An 18,041-nucleotide genomic window follows, 5' to 3' on the forward strand; every position below is an offset into this window, starting at 1 on the left:
AACGTTAAGAAATCCACGCTAATCCGCGTTTGCGAAGCATCCGCTTTATCCGTGTTCCTTAAAACTGTAAACTGCCTAAAATATCAATCTTATCGCTGGTAGAAATACCGCCGGGGTTACAGCCGGGCTGGCCTTCGGGTATGGGTTCGTTGATGTCGTTGTAGTAATCAACCCACGCCGGGAAAAATTCGTTAGTGCCGGGCTGCTTGTACGTCATGGGGTAGAGCGTAAAGAACGGCTTGCCGCCATTGGCAAACATAAACGCATCATATATCAGTTCAGAGCAGTAGTATGCGCCGTTATTGTACACATATTCATCATCATAAGGTACGCCAAGCTGTTTGATCGAAAAAACAATCGCATCCGGAATAAGCTTGCGGTACTTGTTCTTGAGTCGGCCAACAAGCATGGGCTTCGAAGTATTCTTGGAGAATTTCTCCAGCGTATTTAGCCGCACTGCACTTCCTGCGGCTTCTAAAATATATAAGGTGTCATTCCGGTGGAATACCAAGCCCATGTGGCTAAAGTCGGCGCCTTTGTAGCCTTCTGTAACGGCCTCTATAGCATCGCATAGTGGGCCGCAATCCATATCCTGGAAAATGAGGTCGCCGTCTTTTAGGTCTTTGATTTCAACTGTCTGCGCCGACAAAAATGCCGGTAACAATAGCAATATGTATAAAAGGAATTTCATTATTGGGCAGGTGTAATACTCGCTTCAAACGCATCAGGACATATGGCATCGGTAACATCAAACGCACCAATTTTTGTACGTCGCAATGCGGTAAGGTGCGCGCCGCTGTTTAATGCCACGCCAAAATCATACGCCAGCGAACGTATATAAGTACCCTTGCTGCACACCACACGGAAATCTATTTCCGGCAGGGCAATGCGGGTCAGCTCAAACTCGTATATGGTGGTTTTACGGGAAGCAATTTCAACCTTCTCACCTTTACGGGCGTGTTCATACAGGCGTTTGCCGTCTTTTTTTATCGCAGAAAACACCGGTGGTTTCTGGTCAATTTCGCCTATAAATTGGGGCAGCGTTTCGTTGATGAGTTCCTCGGTAACATGGTCGACAGGGAAGGTTTGGTTCACCTCGGTCTCCAGGTCGTATGATGGGGTAGTAGCTCCCAGCATAAAAGTGCCGGTGTACTCTTTTGGCATACCCTGCAACTCTTCTATGCGCTTGGTAAACTTACCGGTACAAATGATGAGCAGCCCGGTAGCCAGCGGATCGAGCGTACCGGCATGGCCTATTTTTATTTTTTTGAGGCCCAGGTGCTTTTTAAGCGCCCATTTCAGTTTATTAACTGCCTGAAACGAGCTCCAGGTATAGGGCTTGTCTATAAGAAGGATTTTACCTTCGGTAAATTCGTCGGGGGTATGCAAATGAAAACTATTTATATGTAGTAAAGTAAACAAGAAGTGCGGCACCGGCTATAATACGGTACCACCCCCAGGGCTTAAAGCCGTATTTTTTAATAACGCCTATAAAGCCCTTTATGGCAACAATAGCCACCACAAACGCAATTACATTACCCATAAGGAACATTTTCATGTTATCGCCTTCGGTAAGCATTTCGTAGCCTTTTACTTCAAGGCCGTTAACCTCATATTTTTTAAGCACAATAGAATATACCGTTACGGCAAGCATGGTAGGTACGGCAAGAAAAAACGAAAATTCAGCAGCGGCCTCACGGGTTAGCTTTTGCTGCATACCTCCGATAATGGAGGCTGCACTGCGGCTGGTGCCGGGCATCATGGCAAGGCATTGCCAAAAGCCTATGTATACTGCTTTTTTAATGCTAATATCTTCCTCTTTAAATACTTCAGGATTTTTAAACAAATTTTCAATAAAGAGTAGTATCACACCGCCCACTATCAGCATAATAGCTATGGGGATGGGGTCGCCCAATACCTCATCAATCATATCATCAAACAGCTTGCCCAGCAACAGCGCGGGAACCACGGCACAGGCCAGCTTTACATAAAAGCTGAGGCGGCTAAAGTCGAAGAACTTTTTCCAGTACAGGGCCACTACGGCAAGGATGGCACCAAACTGTATGGCGGTCTGGAAAAGTTTTACAAACGGGTCTTCCTGTATACCGTAATAAGAGCTTGCAAATATCATGTGTGCGGTACTCGAAATGGGCAGGTACTCGGTTAACCCCTCAATAATGGCAAGAACAATAGCCTGAATAAAATCCATGTATGTTTATTTGGTGTTTTTAAAATTCTTGATGGCCTTATCTTCCGGAAAGGTTTCGTCTGATTTAACCACTGTAGTACCCGGATGCGGATTTTTCATAATAGCATATATGGTAACGCCAAAACCAATGATAACCACAGTGGGTGCAAGGCGTATTCTCCTCCAGCTGAAAATATCTTCGCTAAACACATTAGGGTCGTCGCTACCGCCGCCGCTCATCAGTATAAAGCCAAGGGCTATAACCGCCAGGCCGATAAGTAATATTTTATAGTTTACCTTTTCAAAAAGGAACTCGGTTTTTAAAGGGTTGTTTTCCATTTTATTTTGTTTAAAGTTTCAGGTTTGGCCTCACCCCCTGCCCCTCTCCGAAGGAGAGGGGTGGAGCTTCACTCGAAACGGAATATGTTGTCTATATAATTCTATAATCTTACGTCTATTATCTATTTGTCCTGTCGGACAATCGAATAATCCAAAAATTGAACCATCCAATTCTATTATTTTACGTCTATTATCTTTCCGTGCTCTCTAAATTCTAAAGTACTAACAATCTGAAATACTAATAAAGATCGTCTGTCCTTAAATTTAAAAAGCGCTGTGTGGCAAAAAAGGTGCTGATCATAGATATAATGATGCCTGATGCCAATACGCCGGCTAACACTATCGCGGTAGGCATCCAGTCTTCCCAGATGTTAAGCACGGGCAATATACCGTCGAGCCAGTATACCATAAACAGCAGCGCCACTATGCTTAGTGTAGCACCGATGAGCCCCAGCGTTATGCCCTTCCATATATACGGCTTGCGGATAAAAGATTTTGTAGCGCCCACCATCTGCATGGTTTTTATGGTAAAGCGGTGCGAATAGATTGAAAGCCTTAGCGCGCTGTTTATAAGGAGCATAGCTACTACGGCAAGAATACCGCTTATTATAAGTACCCACCAGGTTATTTTCTCAATGTTCTCGTTGGCCATGTCTACTAATACGCTATCGTAGCTAATATCGCCTACGGCGGGGTCATTACGCAGGTCTATTTCTATTTCCTTAAGACTGTCTTTTTGCACAAAACCGCCCTTCAGGTGAATGTCATACGAATCTAATAATGGATTTTCATCCAGCAGTTCTTCGGCATCACCCATAAGGTCAGGGTTGTTCTTAACCGCGTCTTCCTTGCTTACAAATTTATAGTCTTTTACATAGCCGCTATTCTCCAGGCGAACGCCAAAAGCCTTGGTAACGCTGTCATTAGCCTCACGTTTAAAGTATACCGTCATGGGTATGTTCTCTTTAACGTAGCCGCTCAGTTTATCGGTATTTATAACAAACAATCCCAGTGCGCCCAGTAAGGTGAGCACAATAAAAATACACAGTACCACAGAGAAGTAAGACGTTATTACCCTGCGTTTCTGGAATTTCTCAAAAGATGATGCCATACGATGTTTTAGAATTTAGCGGTAAAAATAAGAAAGTATTTTTTAATAAGGGGCTTAGGCGCTGAGTTTCTGAGAAGCTTAGGTTTTTTTTAGCAATCTGCTCCTACAGTGCACGGCATGTTAAGTTTCCTGACAGGTTAGAAATGCTTATTCGTAAAATAACGCTAAATTTGTGCTCCAAAAAAGGCGCTTAGGTTCTCAGTACCTAAGCAACTAAGAACCTAAGAACCTGAAAAAGATGAAATACGACCACAAGCGAATCGAAGACCATTGGCAAAAATTCTGGGCAGAAGACGGTACTTTCCGTGCTGAAGATACATCCGATAAACCAAAATATTATGTACTCGATATGTTCCCCTATCCAAGCGGGGCGGGGCTGCATGTGGGCCACCCGCTGGGCTACATAGCCAGCGACATCTACGCGCGCTACAAACGCCACCAGGGCTTTAATGTGCTTCATCCGCAGGGGTACGACAGCTTTGGCCTTCCGGCAGAGCAGTATGCCATACAAACCGGGCAGCATCCTGCCATTACTACCGAAACGAACATTAACCGCTACCGCGAACAGCTGGATAAAATAGGTTTTTCGTTTGACTGGGACAGGGAGGTACGCACCAGCAACCCCGAATATTATAAGTGGACACAGTGGATTTTTATCCAGTTGTTCAACTCATGGTACAATAAAGATACCGACAAGGCTGAAGACATTAGTACCCTTACCGCGAAGTTTGAAGCTAATGGTAACGCAGGCATCAACGCGGTGAGCGATGATAACATCGCGGCGTTTAGTGCATCCGACTGGAACGGCTATACAAAAACCGAACAGGAACGCATTCTCCTAAAATACCGCCTTACCTACCTTGCTGAAACCGAGGTAAACTGGTGCCCGGCTTTAGGTACCGTGCTGGCTAATGACGAAATTGTAAACGGAGTAAGCGAGCGCGGCGGCCACCCGGTTATCCGTAAAAAGATGACCCAGTGGAGCATGCGCATCTCGGCCTACGCCGAGCGTTTGCTACAGGGCCTTAACGATATCGACTGGACCGAATCGCTTAAAGAAAGCCAGCGGAACTGGATAGGGAAATCGGTGGGGGCGAGTGTGAGGTTTAGGGTGATTGCATCGGACCTCACCCCCAATGAAGGCCTCACCCCCGGCCCCTCTCCGAAGGAGAGGGGGGCGAGCTTCACTCAGGCCCCGGGATACCAAACGGCTGATAAAACATTAGTAGGGAAACTAGTAGCGCATGGCAAATCTAATCGTAAAGAGGCTACAAAAGCTGAGTCTTTACTATGGGACGAATTACGTAATAAAAATTTAGGGTATAAATTTAGAAGGCAGCATGCAATAGGAACATTTATTGCAGATTTTGTTTCGCTTGAAAAAAGATTGATTATTGAAGTTGATGGTGGTTACCACAATACTAGTGAGCAAACAGAACTTGACGAGGAGCGCACATTACTTTTAGAACAAAAATATTTCTTTAAGGTGTTGAGGTTTAATAATGAAGAAGTAATCAATAATATAGAAAGTGTTTTAAGCAATATCAGAGTAGCACTTGCAAACAGAAAGTCCTATACCGATGAGCAGTACCTGAGTGAAGCTGCCCCCCTCTCCTTCGGAGAGGGGCCGGGGGTGAGGCCAAATGACAGTGAGACGACATCTCAAGACCCGAGTGAAGCTACTCCTCCTCCTTCGGAGGGAGCCGGGGGGAGGATACTAGAAGGCCTCGGCCTCACCAACTTCATCCACGACCTTACCGATAACTTCAGTAACCACCCTGAAACCGACGAATACATAGAAGTATTTACCACCCGCCCTGATACTATTTTTGGGGTAACGTTCATGACGCTGGCGCCTGAGCATGATTTGGTTAAAAAGATAACCACGCCGGAGCAAAAAGCCGCGGTTGATGCCTATGTTGAAGCTACTGCAAAACGCAGCGAGCGCGAACGCATGGCCGATGTTAAGACCATATCAGGCGTGTTTACCGGCGGCTATGCCGAGCATCCGTTTACCAAGGAACCAATCCCGGTGTGGATAGGCGACTACGTACTGGCCGGTTACGGCACGGGCGCGGTAATGGCAGTGCCTGCGGGCGACCAGCGCGACTATGATTTCGCCAAACATTTTGGCATTGCCATAAAAAACATATTCGAAGCCCCCCAACCCCCGAAGGGGGAGACAGCACCGCACTCGCTTGAAGACGGTGCGTTTACTGAAAAGGGCGGATTTAAATTAATAAATTCTGATTTTCTTGATGGGGATGATTATAAAACAGCGACCAAAAAAGTAATCGAATCGCTGGAAGGCATAGGGCAGGGCAAAGGCAAGACCAATTACCGCCTGCGCGATGCCGTGTTCAGCCGCCAGAGGTACTGGGGCGAACCCTTCCCGGTATACTATGTAAACGGCATGCCGCAGATGATTGATAAGGCACATTTGCCCATTCGCCTGCCGGATGTAGAGAAATATTTACCTACCGAAGACGGCCAGCCACCTTTAGGCAACGCAAAAGAATGGTATTGGGATACCAATACCCACCGCACCGTCTCCCCTCCTTTGGAGGGGTCGGGGGAGGCTGCTGGGGTCTTTCCATTAGAACTAAACACCATGCCGGGCTGGGCGGGAAGCTCGTGGTACTGGCTGCGCTATATGGACCCGTTTAACGACGATGAATTTGTATCGGAAAAAGCACAGGCCTACTGGCAGGATGTTGACTTATACATAGGCGGCAGCGAGCACGCCACAGGCCACTTGCTGTACAGCCGTTTCTGGAACAAGTTCCTTAAAGACCGCGGCTTTATCCATAAAGAGGAGCCGTTTAAGAAGCTGATCAACCAGGGGATGATATTGGGGATGAGTGCTTTTGTTTATAGGCTGAATATTGACTATTTGATAGATATAGACATATTTAATGATAGGGCTTATCCGATTTATGTCTCTAAGGAGAGAGCTGTTATAATTGAAAAAGAAGGTTTAAATGAGGAAGAAATTAAATTCTTACAGGAAAAATATGGAGAATTAAATAATGGTCTGTCTTGTCATCCTCATTTATTAAGTATTTCGGATATCCATACCGATGTTTCTTTCGTTAATTCATCAGATGAATTAGATGTCGAAGCCTTTAAAAATTGGAGATTCGATTATACGGATGCCCAGTTCATTTTAAATGAAAACGGCAAATACATCGTTGGCCGCGAAGTCGAAAAAATGTCAAAATCAAAATACAATGTAGTAACGCCCGATTTGATTTGCGAGCAATACGGCGCCGACACCCTTCGCCTGTACGAAATGTTCCTTGGCCCGCTGGAGCAGGCCAAACCGTGGAATACTGCCGGTATTACCGGTGTTTCAGGGTTCCTGAAAAAACTTTGGAAACTGTATTTTGACGATAACGGACTTATTGTTACGGCTAACCCTGCAAGCCCCGAAGCCTATAAAATACTGCACCGCACTATCAAAAAAGTGCAGGACGATATCGAGAATTTCTCGTTCAATACCTCGGTGAGTTCGTTTATGATAGCGGTTAACGAGCTTACAGCCATCAACTGCCACGAGCGCGTGATACTGGAGCCGCTTTCTATCATCATCGCGCCATACGCACCGCACATTGCTGAGGAGCTTTGGCACCGCCTGGGCCACCAGGGCAGCGTGAGCAAAGTGCCGTTCCCTCTGTTCAAGCCTGAATATCTGGTAGAAAGCAGCAAAGAGTACCCGGTATCATTCAATGGTAAGATGCGGTTTAAGATCGAGCTTCCTTTGGACTTAACTACCGAACAGATAGAAGCCGCCGTAATGTCCGACGAGCGCACCATACAGCAGCTTAACGGGCAGCAGCCTAAAAAAGTGGTTATCGTACCCGGGAAGATTATAAACTTAGTGGGGTAAGAAATAAGGTATTTCATAGAGTTACACTAAGGTTTCACAGAGATGCACAGAGGTTTGAATCGACCTCTGTGCATTTTTTTTATGGCTTAATCACGTTATATTTCTGGTTTTTTGGTGGCTTTTGCGCCGTGTTCGGCAGGCTTTGGTGGTACAGGTATCAGAATTTGAAAATACTAATAAAAATATAAAGCATGTGGATGCCTGTATATTTAGTAGTAAATTTCAGGTAAATTACATTGTATGCGCATTTTAAAAAAAATAGCTGCTGCCCTCGGGGTACTTTTTGTGCTTGCCCTTATCGCAAATTTTGCGCTCACAGCCTATATCAATAAGAAGCTCCCTACTATCCTTAATGAACAGAAAGACTTTCCATATGCCCTTAATTACAAAGACCTTGACGTAAACCTTTGGGGCGGCAGTTTTACCATGAGCGAAGCCTACCTTGCCCCGAAGCAAAGCATGGACAGCGCTACCACACAGGATGGCATGTTTGCACATATTAAAAAAGTGTCAGTACGGGGATTAAGCATCTGGCAGCTGTATAAAAATAACCGTATTGAGGTGAGCAGGGTTGCTATTGAAGGCCCGGAAGTGATTTTATACCACACAAAAAAGAAGTATAACGTTAACGAGGATGTGCAAAAGCCGTTTACACAGTTTATCCGCACGGGCAGCCTCGAAATTACCGATGGGTCATTTAAAATGCTCGACTCTATGCACAACCCCAGGCTGCGGGCCGCAAACATTGGCTTTACACTGAATAACATTAAAACCGATGCCCTGATTGCTAAAGAAAACATACCGGTGCGTTACCGGGATTATGCGTTTAACTGCGACAGCCTTTACTATAATGCGGGAGTAAATTACAATATAACCGTAAATAACCTTACCGCCACTGATACTTCGCTAGTAGCGGGCGATTTTAAATTAATACCTAAGCAAACCCGCAAACAGTTTACTGCTATGCAGGGAAAAGAAGTCGACCAGTTTAACATACAGGCGGGCAGCATAGCGGTAAATGCCGCAGACTGGGGTTTTAACAACGATACACTCTATATACATACCCCGAGGGTGGTATTTGATAAAGTGCATGCCAATATATACCGCAGTAAAGAGCCTGCCGATGACCCTACCCGCAAAAAATTGTATAGTGAAATGCTCCGTAGCCTTGATGTTGACGTTAAAGTAGAACAGCTGTTATTTAAAAACACAATCATAGAATATGAGGAGCAGCTTAATTTTAGTAAGCCCTCGGCAAAAGTGTCGTTCTCTAAATTCTATGCCACGGTATACAATGTTTACAGCCCTGTTGGCAAAGGCAAGCTGCCTGATACTACTATAGATGTGCAGTGCCTGTTTATGAAATCTGCGCCACTGCGTGTTAACTGGAGTTTTAATACGCTGGACACAAGCGATGCGTTTACAATTAACGGTCATCTGCAAAACATACGCAGTGAAGAAATTAACCCGGTGTCTAAACCCTTAATGAACGTTACGACTACCGGCAGCCTTAAAGACATCCGGTTTACTTTTAACGGCAACCGGGAGCGTGCAAAAGGTACTTTTGCTATAGATTATGATGATCTTAAAGTAGAACTTTACAAAAAAAAGGATGCCAGGAAGAAAAACAAGCTGCTAACTGCCGTGGGCAACCTACTGGTAAAGAATGACAGCAACGACCGGCTTAAGAAAACAGATGTAGCCATAGACCGTAAGAAAGATAAATCGGTATTTAACTTTATTTGGATGTTTGTGCAGCAAGGGCTAAAACAAACACTGCTGCCTAAAATAGCAGGCGGTGATTAATGTAAATCAACTTTCGCAATTAGTCAGCTTACTACATTCTGTGGATTATAACCCGTGTACTCAAGTTGCTTTTCCTTAAATACAATACCATATCCTTCCAGTTCTTTAAGTATCGGTCCATACACCTCACGCTTTATGGGCAGTTGTACCCCCGGTGTAGTGATGTTGCCGTTTAATATCTGTAGTGCCGCCATTGCTACAGGCAGGCCTACGGTTTTTGCCATGGCGGTATAGGTCTGGTCTTCGCCAATGCATACCATGGTACTGTCTATCTGGGCCTTTTCGCCGTTAAGCTCGTAGCCAAACTGGTGGTACATCACAATCATGTCTTTATCGTCAGGGTCCAGCGTCCACTTATCGCTTAGTATTTTTTCCAGTATACGGGCGGGTGTTGCGTTTTTTAACCCGACAATCTTATTTGGGTTAAAGATATCAAGCTCCTGTAATTTGTCCCACTGAATGTCATCCTGGTCTATCTTAAGGCTATGGCGCAGCTTGAGTTCTACCGAATCGGTAGGGTGGTAGGGCAGGAACGAGTTGGTAAACTGGCGGTAGGTCATATTCTCGCTGTTTTCCATAATATAAGTATCATCTGTCATGCCAAGGGTAACAAACATATTCCACGATTTTGAGTAGCCCACGCGGCGCAATGTGCCGCGATACAGCGTAAGCGCATCGTCAAGCCCGTATACGCTGCGGTATTTAAGCGAATCGCGGTTAGCATAACCTTCAAAGCGGCCATAGCCTTCTACTTCCATAAACTCCGTCCGGCGGAACAATTTATTATACGGAATGTACTTATATGTACCTTCCTGTATGAACTTGGCCGCTCCGCCCTGCCCGGCAAGCACCACATTACGTGGATTCCAGGTAAATTTATAGTTCCACAGGTTGTTGTCGCTCTCCGGTGCCACGAGGCCACCGCAAAATGATTCAAACAATATCACCTTGCCGCCCCTATCGCGAATATCATCAATAACCTTCATGGCACTCATGTGGTCAATGCCGGGGTCAAGGCCGCACTCGTTCATAAACACCAGCCCGGCTTCTTTTACCTTTTCATCCAGCGCTTCCATAGCCGGGCTAATGTAAGATGCCGTTACCATGTGTTTTTTAAAGGTTATGCAGTCTTTAGCAACCTCAAAATGCAGGTGCGCGGGCAACATGCTTATTACAATATCTGCTTGGCCTATCTCTGTGTGACGTTGTGCCTCGTTAAAAATATCAATGGCTATCGCCCGTGCATTTTTGTGGCCCTTTGTTTTACGTTCGGCGAGTTCTAAGGAAAGGTCGGCTATCGTAACCCGCAGGTTTTCAGTGGTTGATTTTTCAAGGAGATAATCGATGAGGTACGTGGCAGACCGGCCCGCGCCGATTATAAGTATATTTCGCATGTGGAGTAGTTTGATTTTCTCACACGAAAGTACTAAATTGTTATATTTATAATACTGTTTTATGTTGTTAAAACTTTAAGCCTTCTTAATTTTACAGGCATAAACCTGATACTCATGGAACGTAAAATACTTGCTACCGCCGCTTTTTTAGGATTAACCGGAATTATTTTAGGAGCCTTTGGGGCACACGGCCTTAAAAAGATCGTGGAACCGGAATCGGTTGCTGTTTTTGAAACAGGCGTACGCTACCATATTTACCATGCGTTTTTTTTATTGTTCATTGGCGCAACCACGTTCATATCCGAAAAAGCTAAAAAAGTTATTTTCATCCTAACTATTATCGGCACGCTGTTCTTTTCCGGTTCCATATACTTACTGGCTTTAAATAGCAAATTACCCTTTGATTTCAGGCCTTTTGGGTGGATAACGCCAATTGGCGGATTCTTACTTATATTAGGGTGGGGCATATTGTTTTTAAATACTATGAAGAAAAGGGACTGAGTGTGCTGTAGGTTTATCTTATTAAGCCCAAAATACAAGAAATGCCCGGCTACCATAGATAAAGGCAGTGAATATATAACAACTTCAGGAAAAATTTTATTACTTTTGAAGTGTTCTCAAATAACGGAATTATAGACGGTGTTCTGCCGGCATAATTATGGATTTTAGAATAGATGTTTTTGGAAAGGCTGCCCGGGGACGGGCAGCTATTTTTTTTATATAACAAAAAAACCACCGCTTGGGTGGTTTACAAGTTGTGCAACAAAGGTGTGTTTACTTTGTTTTATTAACCTCGGTAATATATTTTTCTAAAGCCATGGTCATGCTGGGTGTTCCGGGAGCCGGTGCCATAATGTCTACCCTTAGGCCGTGGTCTAAGGCTTCCTTTTGAGTGGTACTGCCAAAAACAGCTATACGGGTATTGTTCTGCTGGAAATCAGGGAAGTTTTTAAACAACGATTTTATACCGGTAGGGCTAAAGAAAGCGAGTACATCATAATAAACATCTTTAAGGTCGCTCAGGTCGCTCATTACTGTTTTGTAAAAAGTGCCCGGTGTCCAGTCTACCTTCAGGTTGTTAAGCACCTGTGGCACGTCTTCATTCAGTTGGTCTGATGAAGGGAGTAAAAATTTCTCGTCTTTATATTTTTTGATTAGCGGAGACAATTCGGCAAAATCCTTTTGGCCTACATAAATTTTACGCTTACGGTACACTACATACTTTTGCAGATAAAAAGCTACGGCCTCACTCTGGCAAAAATACTTAAGCGTTTCGGGCACTTTGTAGCGCATTTCTTCTGCTACCCTAAAATAATGGTCTATAGAATTTTTGCTTGTAAGTATTATAGCGGTGTAGTTGTTCAGGTCAATTTTCTGGGCCCTTATCTCCTTGGCGCTTACACCCTCTACGTGGATAAAAGGCCTGAAGTCTACTTTTACCTTCAGCTTATTCTGGATTTCAAAATACGGTGAATTTTCTACTTTAGGCTCCGGCTGCGAAACCAAAATTGTTTTCACTTTCATAGTAATATAGGTTGTTGACTAACTGTTGGTAAACCAATAATATAGAAAAAAATAGGGTGCTATTTCAAGAGCGCAAAGATACAAAATAAAATAAAACAATTTGCTGAGTATCAATTTTTGATAAATCCGTAACGAAATGAGGTATGAAAGTATCCCGGCGGCACCTATAAGCCCTAAAATTATATATAATACCCAAGCCTGGGGCGACAGGTTATAAAACAATACTACATTTACAGGTAACAGCAGCAGCCCTATATAAGCCCTGTAATTTACCTTATGCAGGTTAAACTGCTCGTTAAACTCCTCTATATTAAAAGAAGTAGCAATAATCTTTTCTACAAGGTATTTTCCTAAAATAAAGGTAAATATTATGGTAAAAAGCTGGATAAAGGGTATAAAACCCTCAAACTTTTCGCCCGTCTTTGTAAAATAGAGCAGTAAAAACTGCAATAAAAACGCATAAGAAATAACCTGTACAATAAAGAACGAAATGGTAAACCAGCTTTGTATGTTGCCACTCTCCTTATATATTTTTGTATACTTGTCTGACCAGGCCAGTTTTATAAATTCGGCATAGCGAGCCTGGAAAACGGTGCGATTTATGGCAATAACAGCAAAACAAAACACAAACAATATGGTAGCCCAGTCATTTGAGCCAACTATGCGTTCGTGCAGCGTAAGGTTATCCATGGCGCAAAATTACTACTTTTTAGCAAAGCCATAGTTAATTATAATTTAATTGTTTTTTATGCGTTAGGATTTACACTACTTTTGCACAAATTTTTCTCTGCCCGATGAGCGACGGACTTGTTATTATTCCTACCTATAACGAAATTGAAAATATAGAAACTGTTATCAGGGCTGTTTTTAGCCTTTATACTGCTTTTGACGTATTGGTGGTAGACGATAATTCGCCTGATGGTACAGCGGCAAGGGTAAAGGAGTTGCAACAGGAATATCCCGCGCTGCACCTCGAGGTACGCAAAGGGAAGTCAGGGCTCGGCACGGCTTATGTACACGGCTTTAAATGGGCTATTGCCCGAAAATATGAGTACATTTTTGAAATGGATGCCGATTTCTCGCACAACCCGGCAGATTTAGTACATTTATATGATGCCTGCCACAAAGGTGCTGATATGGCTATAGGCTCGCGCTATGTTACCGGGGTAAATGTGGTTAACTGGCCGCTTAACAGGGTACTTATGAGTTACTACGCATCGAGCTACGTGCGCTTGGTTACCGGTATGGTAATACGCGATGCCACAGCCGGCTTTGTATGCTACAAACGCAAGGTGCTGGAAAGCATAAACCTTGACAGGATAAAATTTATAGGCTATGCCTTTCAGATAGAAATGAAATACCGTACTTACGCTAACGGTTTTAATATTGTAGAGGTGCCTATTATATTTACAGACCGCACCAAAGGGGAGAGCAAAATGAGCTCTGCCATTTTTAAAGAGGCAATTTTCGGGGTAATACGCCTGCGATGGAAAAAAATGCTGAACAGACTATAACAGTAATGAACAGGATACTTATCAAGAATGCAAAAATTGTAAATGAAGGTACAATTTTTGAGGGGGATGTTTATATTGAAGACAAATTCATTAAAGAAATTGCTGAAAAAATAAGCCCCAAAACCAGCGACGTAAAAATAGTAGATGCCGAAGGCAGTTACCTTATCCCCGGCGCTATTGATGACCAGGTACACTTTCGTGAGCCCGGCCTTACACACAAAGGCTCTATAGAAACCGAAAGCCGCGCAGCCGTGGCCGGAGGGGTTACATCATATATAGACCAGCCCAATACTGTGCCTAATGCCGTAACGCAGGAACTGCTGGAAGACAAGTACAGGAGGGCGGCAGAGGTATCTTATGCCAATTATTCGTTCATGATGGGCGGTACGAACGATAACCTTGAAGAAGTGCTTAAAACCGACCCTAAAACGGTTGCCGGTATTAAGTTGTTCTTAGGTTCGTCTACCGGCAACATGCTGGTGGATGACGAAGCGGTACTGGAAAAGATTTTCAGCAGTACCAAAATGCTAATCGCTACGCACTGCGAAGATGAGGCTACCATACGTGAGAACCTTGGAAAGTATAAAGAGGAATACGGCGATGACATCCCGGTAAAATTCCACCCCGAAATACGCAGCACCGAAGCCTGTTACATATCGTCGTCAAGGGCGGTAGCGCTGGCGAAGAAAACAGGGGCAAGGCTGCACGTGTTCCATGTGTCTACGGCTAAGGAGTTGGATTTATTTACCAATAAAATTCCGCTTGAAGATAAGAAGATAACTGCCGAAGTGTGCATACACCACCTGTGGTTCACTGATGCTGATTATGATACAAAAGGCGCGCTTATAAAATGGAACCCGGCAGTAAAATCTGCTGCGGACAGGGATGCGCTATGGAAAGCCCTGTTGGACGATCGCATAGACGTAATCGCGACTGACCATGCGCCACATACGCTGGAGGAGAAGAAAAACCCTTATACAAGTTCCCCATCGGGAGGGCCGCTGGTACAGCACAGTGTGGTAGCCATGTTTGAAGCGCACCACCAAAAGAAAATTTCGGTAGAAAAAATAGTGGAGAAAATGTGCCATAACCCCGCGAAAATCTTCAAGATAGAAAAGCGTGGCTTTATTCGCGAGGGCTACTATGCCGACCTTGTTATTGTAAACCCGGGCCTGCCATGGAATGTTAAAAAGGAAAATATCCTGGCTAAATGCGGCTGGTCGCCTTTTGAGGGAGTTAACTTTAAGAGCAGGATAATGCAAACCTTTGTAAACGGGCAGCTGGTATATAATGCCGGTAAGGTTAAAGACATTCGCTGTGGAGAAAGGCTTACGTTTGACCGATAAATTTTTATCTTTACGGTATGAAGAAACTGGTTTTTATAATAGTTGCCCTTATTGCGGTTGCCTGCAATAATAACTTAGTACCCAAGCCTGACAAAATTATCGAAGAAGATAAAATGGAGAACATACTGTATGACATAGCGCTTATACAGGGTATAAAATCATATAAGCCTGCTCTGCTTGACTCAAACGGTGTTGACCCACGCACGTACATTTATAAAAAATATGCCATTGACAGCCTCACGCTGGCACAAAACCATACCTGGTATGCGGCAAACCTTGAAAAGTATGGAAAAATGCAGGGAAATGTAGTAAACCGGCTTAAAGCCGACCGTGAAAAGCTGGATAAGCCTATTAAAAAGAAGAGCAAAAAAAATACCGCTCCTAATGCCGTGCTTGACCAGGAACAAAAAAACCGCATGATGCAGCGAAAACAAGAATTGCTTAGAAGGAGAAACCCCGGAGCAGTAAACAAATAATATACAGGCAGGATTTTTATCCTGCTTTTTTATTCCGTCAAATACTCCGCGGCCAGTTCCTTAAGGTACGGTCTCATATCCTTAAATTTATAATCCAGTTCGTTAACAATTTTACTGTTGTCAAACGGGTTAGTACTATAGGCGGATTTTGCCATGTGGCGGGTAAGCTGGCGTTTGCGATGTAGGAGTTTGCTCAGCAGCCAGTCGATACGCCAGCCCACAGCCAGCATCAGTTTAGACGCTTCTATGGAGGGGCCTTTTTTACCCATGCCGACGGATATAGTATCAAGTAAGTCTTTATAGTTAATATTTTCGGCAATCACCGTGTAGCGCGCTCCATTTATATCGCTTTGCATCAGCCGGACCATTATCTCAACAACATCTTCTACAGCGACAATGCCACAAGTACCCGTCGTATAAAACATTTGCCCCTTCTTTACGGATTTTAACACCGCACCGCTGCCCTGGTCGCCATAGCCGCCGCCAAAAATAAGCCCCGGGTTTACAATAACCACGTTAAGCCCTTCCTGCCAGGCGCGCCATACCTCCATTTCGGCACCATATTTTGTGATCTGGTAGTCGCTGTGGTTCACTTCGGGGTTCCAGTCGGTTTCTTCGGTAATAACGCCGCCACTTACCAGCGGATCGCCCAGCGCGGCAATAGAACTTACATGGCAAAATTTCTCCACGCCAAAAGCCAGTGCGCAATTTACCATGTTTGCCGTGCCTTCTATATTGGTTTTTCGTAAAATAATTTCATCTGCAGGGTCAAATGATACATTCGCGGCGCAGTGGTACACGTAGGTAACGCCTGCAAAAGCTTCCTCAAGCGCGGGAATATCAATAATATCGCCATGCACCCATTCGATGCTTTCAAATGCCGTTTGCCTTCCGTGGCGTATAAACAGCTTACGGGTTTTATCTATGTTTGCCTTGTTTCGGTAAAGCGCCCTTACAGGGGTGGTGCCTGCCAGCCGCAGCAGCAAATGGCCGCCTACTAATCCTGTTCCGCCGGTAACTAATATCATAAAAACAAAGTTAAGCAAAACAGTTTACCTATAGCCATAATACCTGTCCGCTATTCGGCACGTTTTTGTATTTTTGCAACCGAATTAATTTATAGCGATGAAAAATTTTGTAGCCGAATTGCAATGGAGGGGGCTTGTGCACGACATTATGCCGGGAACCGAGGAACAACTGCTTAAAGAAATGACGACTGCTTATATAGGTTTTGATCCTACATCAGACAGCCTGCACATAGGCAGCCTTGTGCCCATAATTATCCTGAAGCACCTGTATAACCACGGCCACAGGCCCATTGCCCTTGTAGGCGGCGCTACCGGTATGATAGGCGACCCAAGTGGCAAGAGCGATGAGCGCAATTTGCTGGACGAGGTTACACTGAATAAAAATGTAGAGGGCATTAAAAAGCTGCTCTCTAAATTCCTTGACTTCGAATCGACTGAAGCTAATGCACCGATACTGGTAAACAACTACGACTGGATGAAGGAGTTCTCTTTCATCGGCTTTGTGCGTGATGTGGGCAAGCGCATTACAGTTAACTATATGATGGCGAAGGACTCGGTTAAAAAACGCCTTACCGGTGAGGCCGGTAGCGGTATGTCGTTTACCGAATTTACCTACCAGCTCATACAGGGGTATGATTTTTACCATCTGTACAAAACGCACAATGCCCTGCTGCAGCTGGGCGGGTCTGACCAATGGGGCAACATCACCACGGGTACCGAACTTATCCGCCGTATGAGCGAGGGCGAAGGCGCAAAAGGCTATGCCATGACCTGTCCGCTCATTACCAAGGCCGACGGCTCTAAATTTGGCAAAAGCGAAGGCGGTAACGTGTGGCTTACCGCCGATAAAACATCGCCGTATAAATTCTACCAGTTTTGGGTAAAAACCAGCGATGCCGATGCCGAAAAGTACATTAAGATATTTACCTTCCTTCCGGAGGAAGAGATAAAAGCGCTTACTGCAGCACATAACGAGGCGCCTCACTTAAGGCAGCTGCAAAAAAAGCTAGCCGAAGAAGTTACCACTTTTGTACACGGGCCCGAGCAGCTTGAAGAGGCGATACGCAGGAGCGAGTTTGTGTTTTCTAAATACAACTACGAGCAGCTGAATGCCGTGAGCGAGGATTTTTTTACTGATATTTTCGGTGAATTCTTCCACGCGGAAATAGGTAAAGACCTGCTTAACGAAGGGCAGGACATTGTAGAACTGCTGTCGGATGTTACCAAAATATTCCCGTCGCGCGGGGAGGCCAGGAAAGGGCTTGCAGCTAATGCGGTTGCGGTAAATAAAGAAAAAATTACGGCCGACTATAAACTAACCGAAAAGGACCTTGTTTTAGGTAAGTACATTTTAGTACAGTTCGGGAAAAATAAATCGTTTGTTTTAACGGTGAAATAAGAGGCTTCAGCCTCTTTTTGCTGGGAG

Annotated in this window: 15 protein-coding genes and 1 pseudogene; 7 read left to right on the top strand and 9 right to left on the bottom strand. The window is 44.5% G+C overall.

The window, feature by feature from the left end:
* Window positions 1–58: 58 nt before the first annotated feature.
* The 5 genes and pseudogenes from ACLI09_RS17415 to ACLI09_RS17435 all read right to left on the bottom strand — a co-directional run bounded on the left by ACLI09_RS17415 (window position 59) and on the right by ACLI09_RS17435 (window position 3,638).
* Window positions 59–691 (bottom strand): YiiX/YebB-like N1pC/P60 family cysteine hydrolase, encoded by a 633-nt coding sequence (locus ACLI09_RS17415; protein WP_411420925.1) that lies wholly within the window; start codon window positions 689–691, stop codon window positions 59–61.
* On the bottom strand, window positions 691–1,389 hold the full coding sequence (gene truB, locus ACLI09_RS17420; protein ID WP_411420926.1) for a tRNA pseudouridine(55) synthase TruB: 699 nt from the start codon (window positions 1,387–1,389) through the stop codon (window positions 691–693). The genes ACLI09_RS17415 and truB overlap by 1 nt, the downstream gene beginning before the upstream one ends.
* Before the next feature lie 7 nt (window positions 1,390–1,396).
* A complete protein-coding gene (locus tag ACLI09_RS17425) occupies window positions 1,397–2,209 on the bottom strand; it encodes an undecaprenyl-diphosphate phosphatase (RefSeq protein ID WP_411420927.1) in 813 nt (270 codons plus the stop codon).
* An 87-nt stretch (window positions 2,210–2,296) separates the two neighbouring features.
* A pseudogene (locus ACLI09_RS17430) lies at window positions 2,297–2,527 on the bottom strand (DUF3098 domain-containing protein); the annotation flags it as partial.
* 238 nt (window positions 2,528–2,765) lie between these two features.
* A complete protein-coding gene (locus ACLI09_RS17435) occupies window positions 2,766–3,638 on the bottom strand; it encodes a cell division protein FtsX (RefSeq protein ID WP_411420928.1) in 873 nt (290 codons plus the stop codon).
* 238 nt (window positions 3,639–3,876) lie between these two features.
* On the opposite strand from ACLI09_RS17435, the gene ACLI09_RS17440 reads away from it, so the two are divergent.
* Entirely contained in the window at window positions 3,877–7,527 is a 3,651-nt protein-coding gene (locus tag ACLI09_RS17440; RefSeq protein ID WP_411420929.1) for a leucine--tRNA ligase, read from the top strand.
* A 240-nt stretch (window positions 7,528–7,767) separates the two neighbouring features.
* Window positions 7,768–9,333 (top strand): hypothetical protein, encoded by a 1,566-nt coding sequence (locus ACLI09_RS17445; protein ID WP_411420930.1) that lies wholly within the window; start codon window positions 7,768–7,770, stop codon window positions 9,331–9,333.
* 23 nt (window positions 9,334–9,356) lie between these two features.
* On the opposite strand, the gene ACLI09_RS17450 is transcribed toward ACLI09_RS17445, so the two are convergent.
* Window positions 9,357–10,727 (bottom strand): saccharopine dehydrogenase family protein, encoded by a 1,371-nt coding sequence (locus tag ACLI09_RS17450; protein ID WP_411420931.1) that lies wholly within the window; start codon window positions 10,725–10,727, stop codon window positions 9,357–9,359.
* A gap of 114 nt (window positions 10,728–10,841) precedes the next feature.
* Here ACLI09_RS17450 and ACLI09_RS17455 point away from each other — a divergent pair, with 114 nt between their 5' ends.
* Window positions 10,842–11,228 carry a DUF423 domain-containing protein gene (locus ACLI09_RS17455; protein WP_411420932.1) on the top strand — a complete coding sequence of 129 codons (387 nt, stop codon included), beginning with the start codon at window positions 10,842–10,844 and terminating at the stop codon, window positions 11,226–11,228.
* Between the two features lie 273 nt (window positions 11,229–11,501).
* Here ACLI09_RS17455 and ACLI09_RS17460 read toward each other — a convergent pair whose 3' ends face one another.
* Both ACLI09_RS17460 and ACLI09_RS17465 read right to left on the bottom strand, forming a co-directional pair.
* Complete coding sequence (locus ACLI09_RS17460) at window positions 11,502–12,251, bottom strand: uroporphyrinogen-III synthase (protein WP_411420933.1); 750 nt, start codon at window positions 12,249–12,251, stop codon at window positions 11,502–11,504.
* 18 nt (window positions 12,252–12,269) lie between these two features.
* Window positions 12,270–12,941 (bottom strand): DUF4271 domain-containing protein, encoded by a 672-nt coding sequence (locus ACLI09_RS17465; protein WP_411420934.1) that lies wholly within the window; start codon window positions 12,939–12,941, stop codon window positions 12,270–12,272.
* Between the two features lie 104 nt (window positions 12,942–13,045).
* Here ACLI09_RS17465 and ACLI09_RS17470 point away from each other — a divergent pair, with 104 nt between their 5' ends.
* From ACLI09_RS17470 to ACLI09_RS17480, 3 genes are read left to right on the top strand one after another with little or no spacing between them, the layout of a single operon-like run.
* Window positions 13,046–13,765 carry a polyprenol monophosphomannose synthase gene (locus ACLI09_RS17470; protein ID WP_411420935.1) on the top strand — a complete coding sequence of 240 codons (720 nt, stop codon included), beginning with the start codon at window positions 13,046–13,048 and terminating at the stop codon, window positions 13,763–13,765.
* A gap of 5 nt (window positions 13,766–13,770) precedes the next feature.
* Complete coding sequence (locus ACLI09_RS17475; protein ID WP_411420939.1) at window positions 13,771–15,111, top strand: dihydroorotase; 1,341 nt, start codon at window positions 13,771–13,773, stop codon at window positions 15,109–15,111.
* Window positions 15,112–15,128: 17 nt separating this feature from the next.
* Window positions 15,129–15,587 carry a DUF4296 domain-containing protein gene (locus ACLI09_RS17480; RefSeq protein WP_411420936.1) on the top strand — a complete coding sequence of 153 codons (459 nt, stop codon included), beginning with the start codon at window positions 15,129–15,131 and terminating at the stop codon, window positions 15,585–15,587.
* Window positions 15,588–15,616: 29 nt separating this feature from the next.
* On the opposite strand, the gene ACLI09_RS17485 is transcribed toward ACLI09_RS17480, so the two are convergent.
* Window positions 15,617–16,615 carry an NAD-dependent epimerase/dehydratase family protein gene (locus tag ACLI09_RS17485; RefSeq protein ID WP_411420937.1) on the bottom strand — a complete coding sequence of 333 codons (999 nt, stop codon included), beginning with the start codon at window positions 16,613–16,615 and terminating at the stop codon, window positions 15,617–15,619.
* Between the two features lie 97 nt (window positions 16,616–16,712).
* Between ACLI09_RS17485 and tyrS the strand changes: the two genes are divergently transcribed.
* Window positions 16,713–18,014, top strand: coding sequence for a tyrosine--tRNA ligase (gene tyrS, locus ACLI09_RS17490; RefSeq protein WP_411420938.1), 1,302 nt, complete (start codon window positions 16,713–16,715; stop codon window positions 18,012–18,014).
* Window positions 18,015–18,041: the final 27 nt, after the last annotated feature.

This window comes from Flavobacterium sp. RHBU_24, assembly GCF_046613695.1.
Lineage (GTDB): Bacteria > Bacteroidota > Bacteroidia > Flavobacteriales > Flavobacteriaceae > Flavobacterium.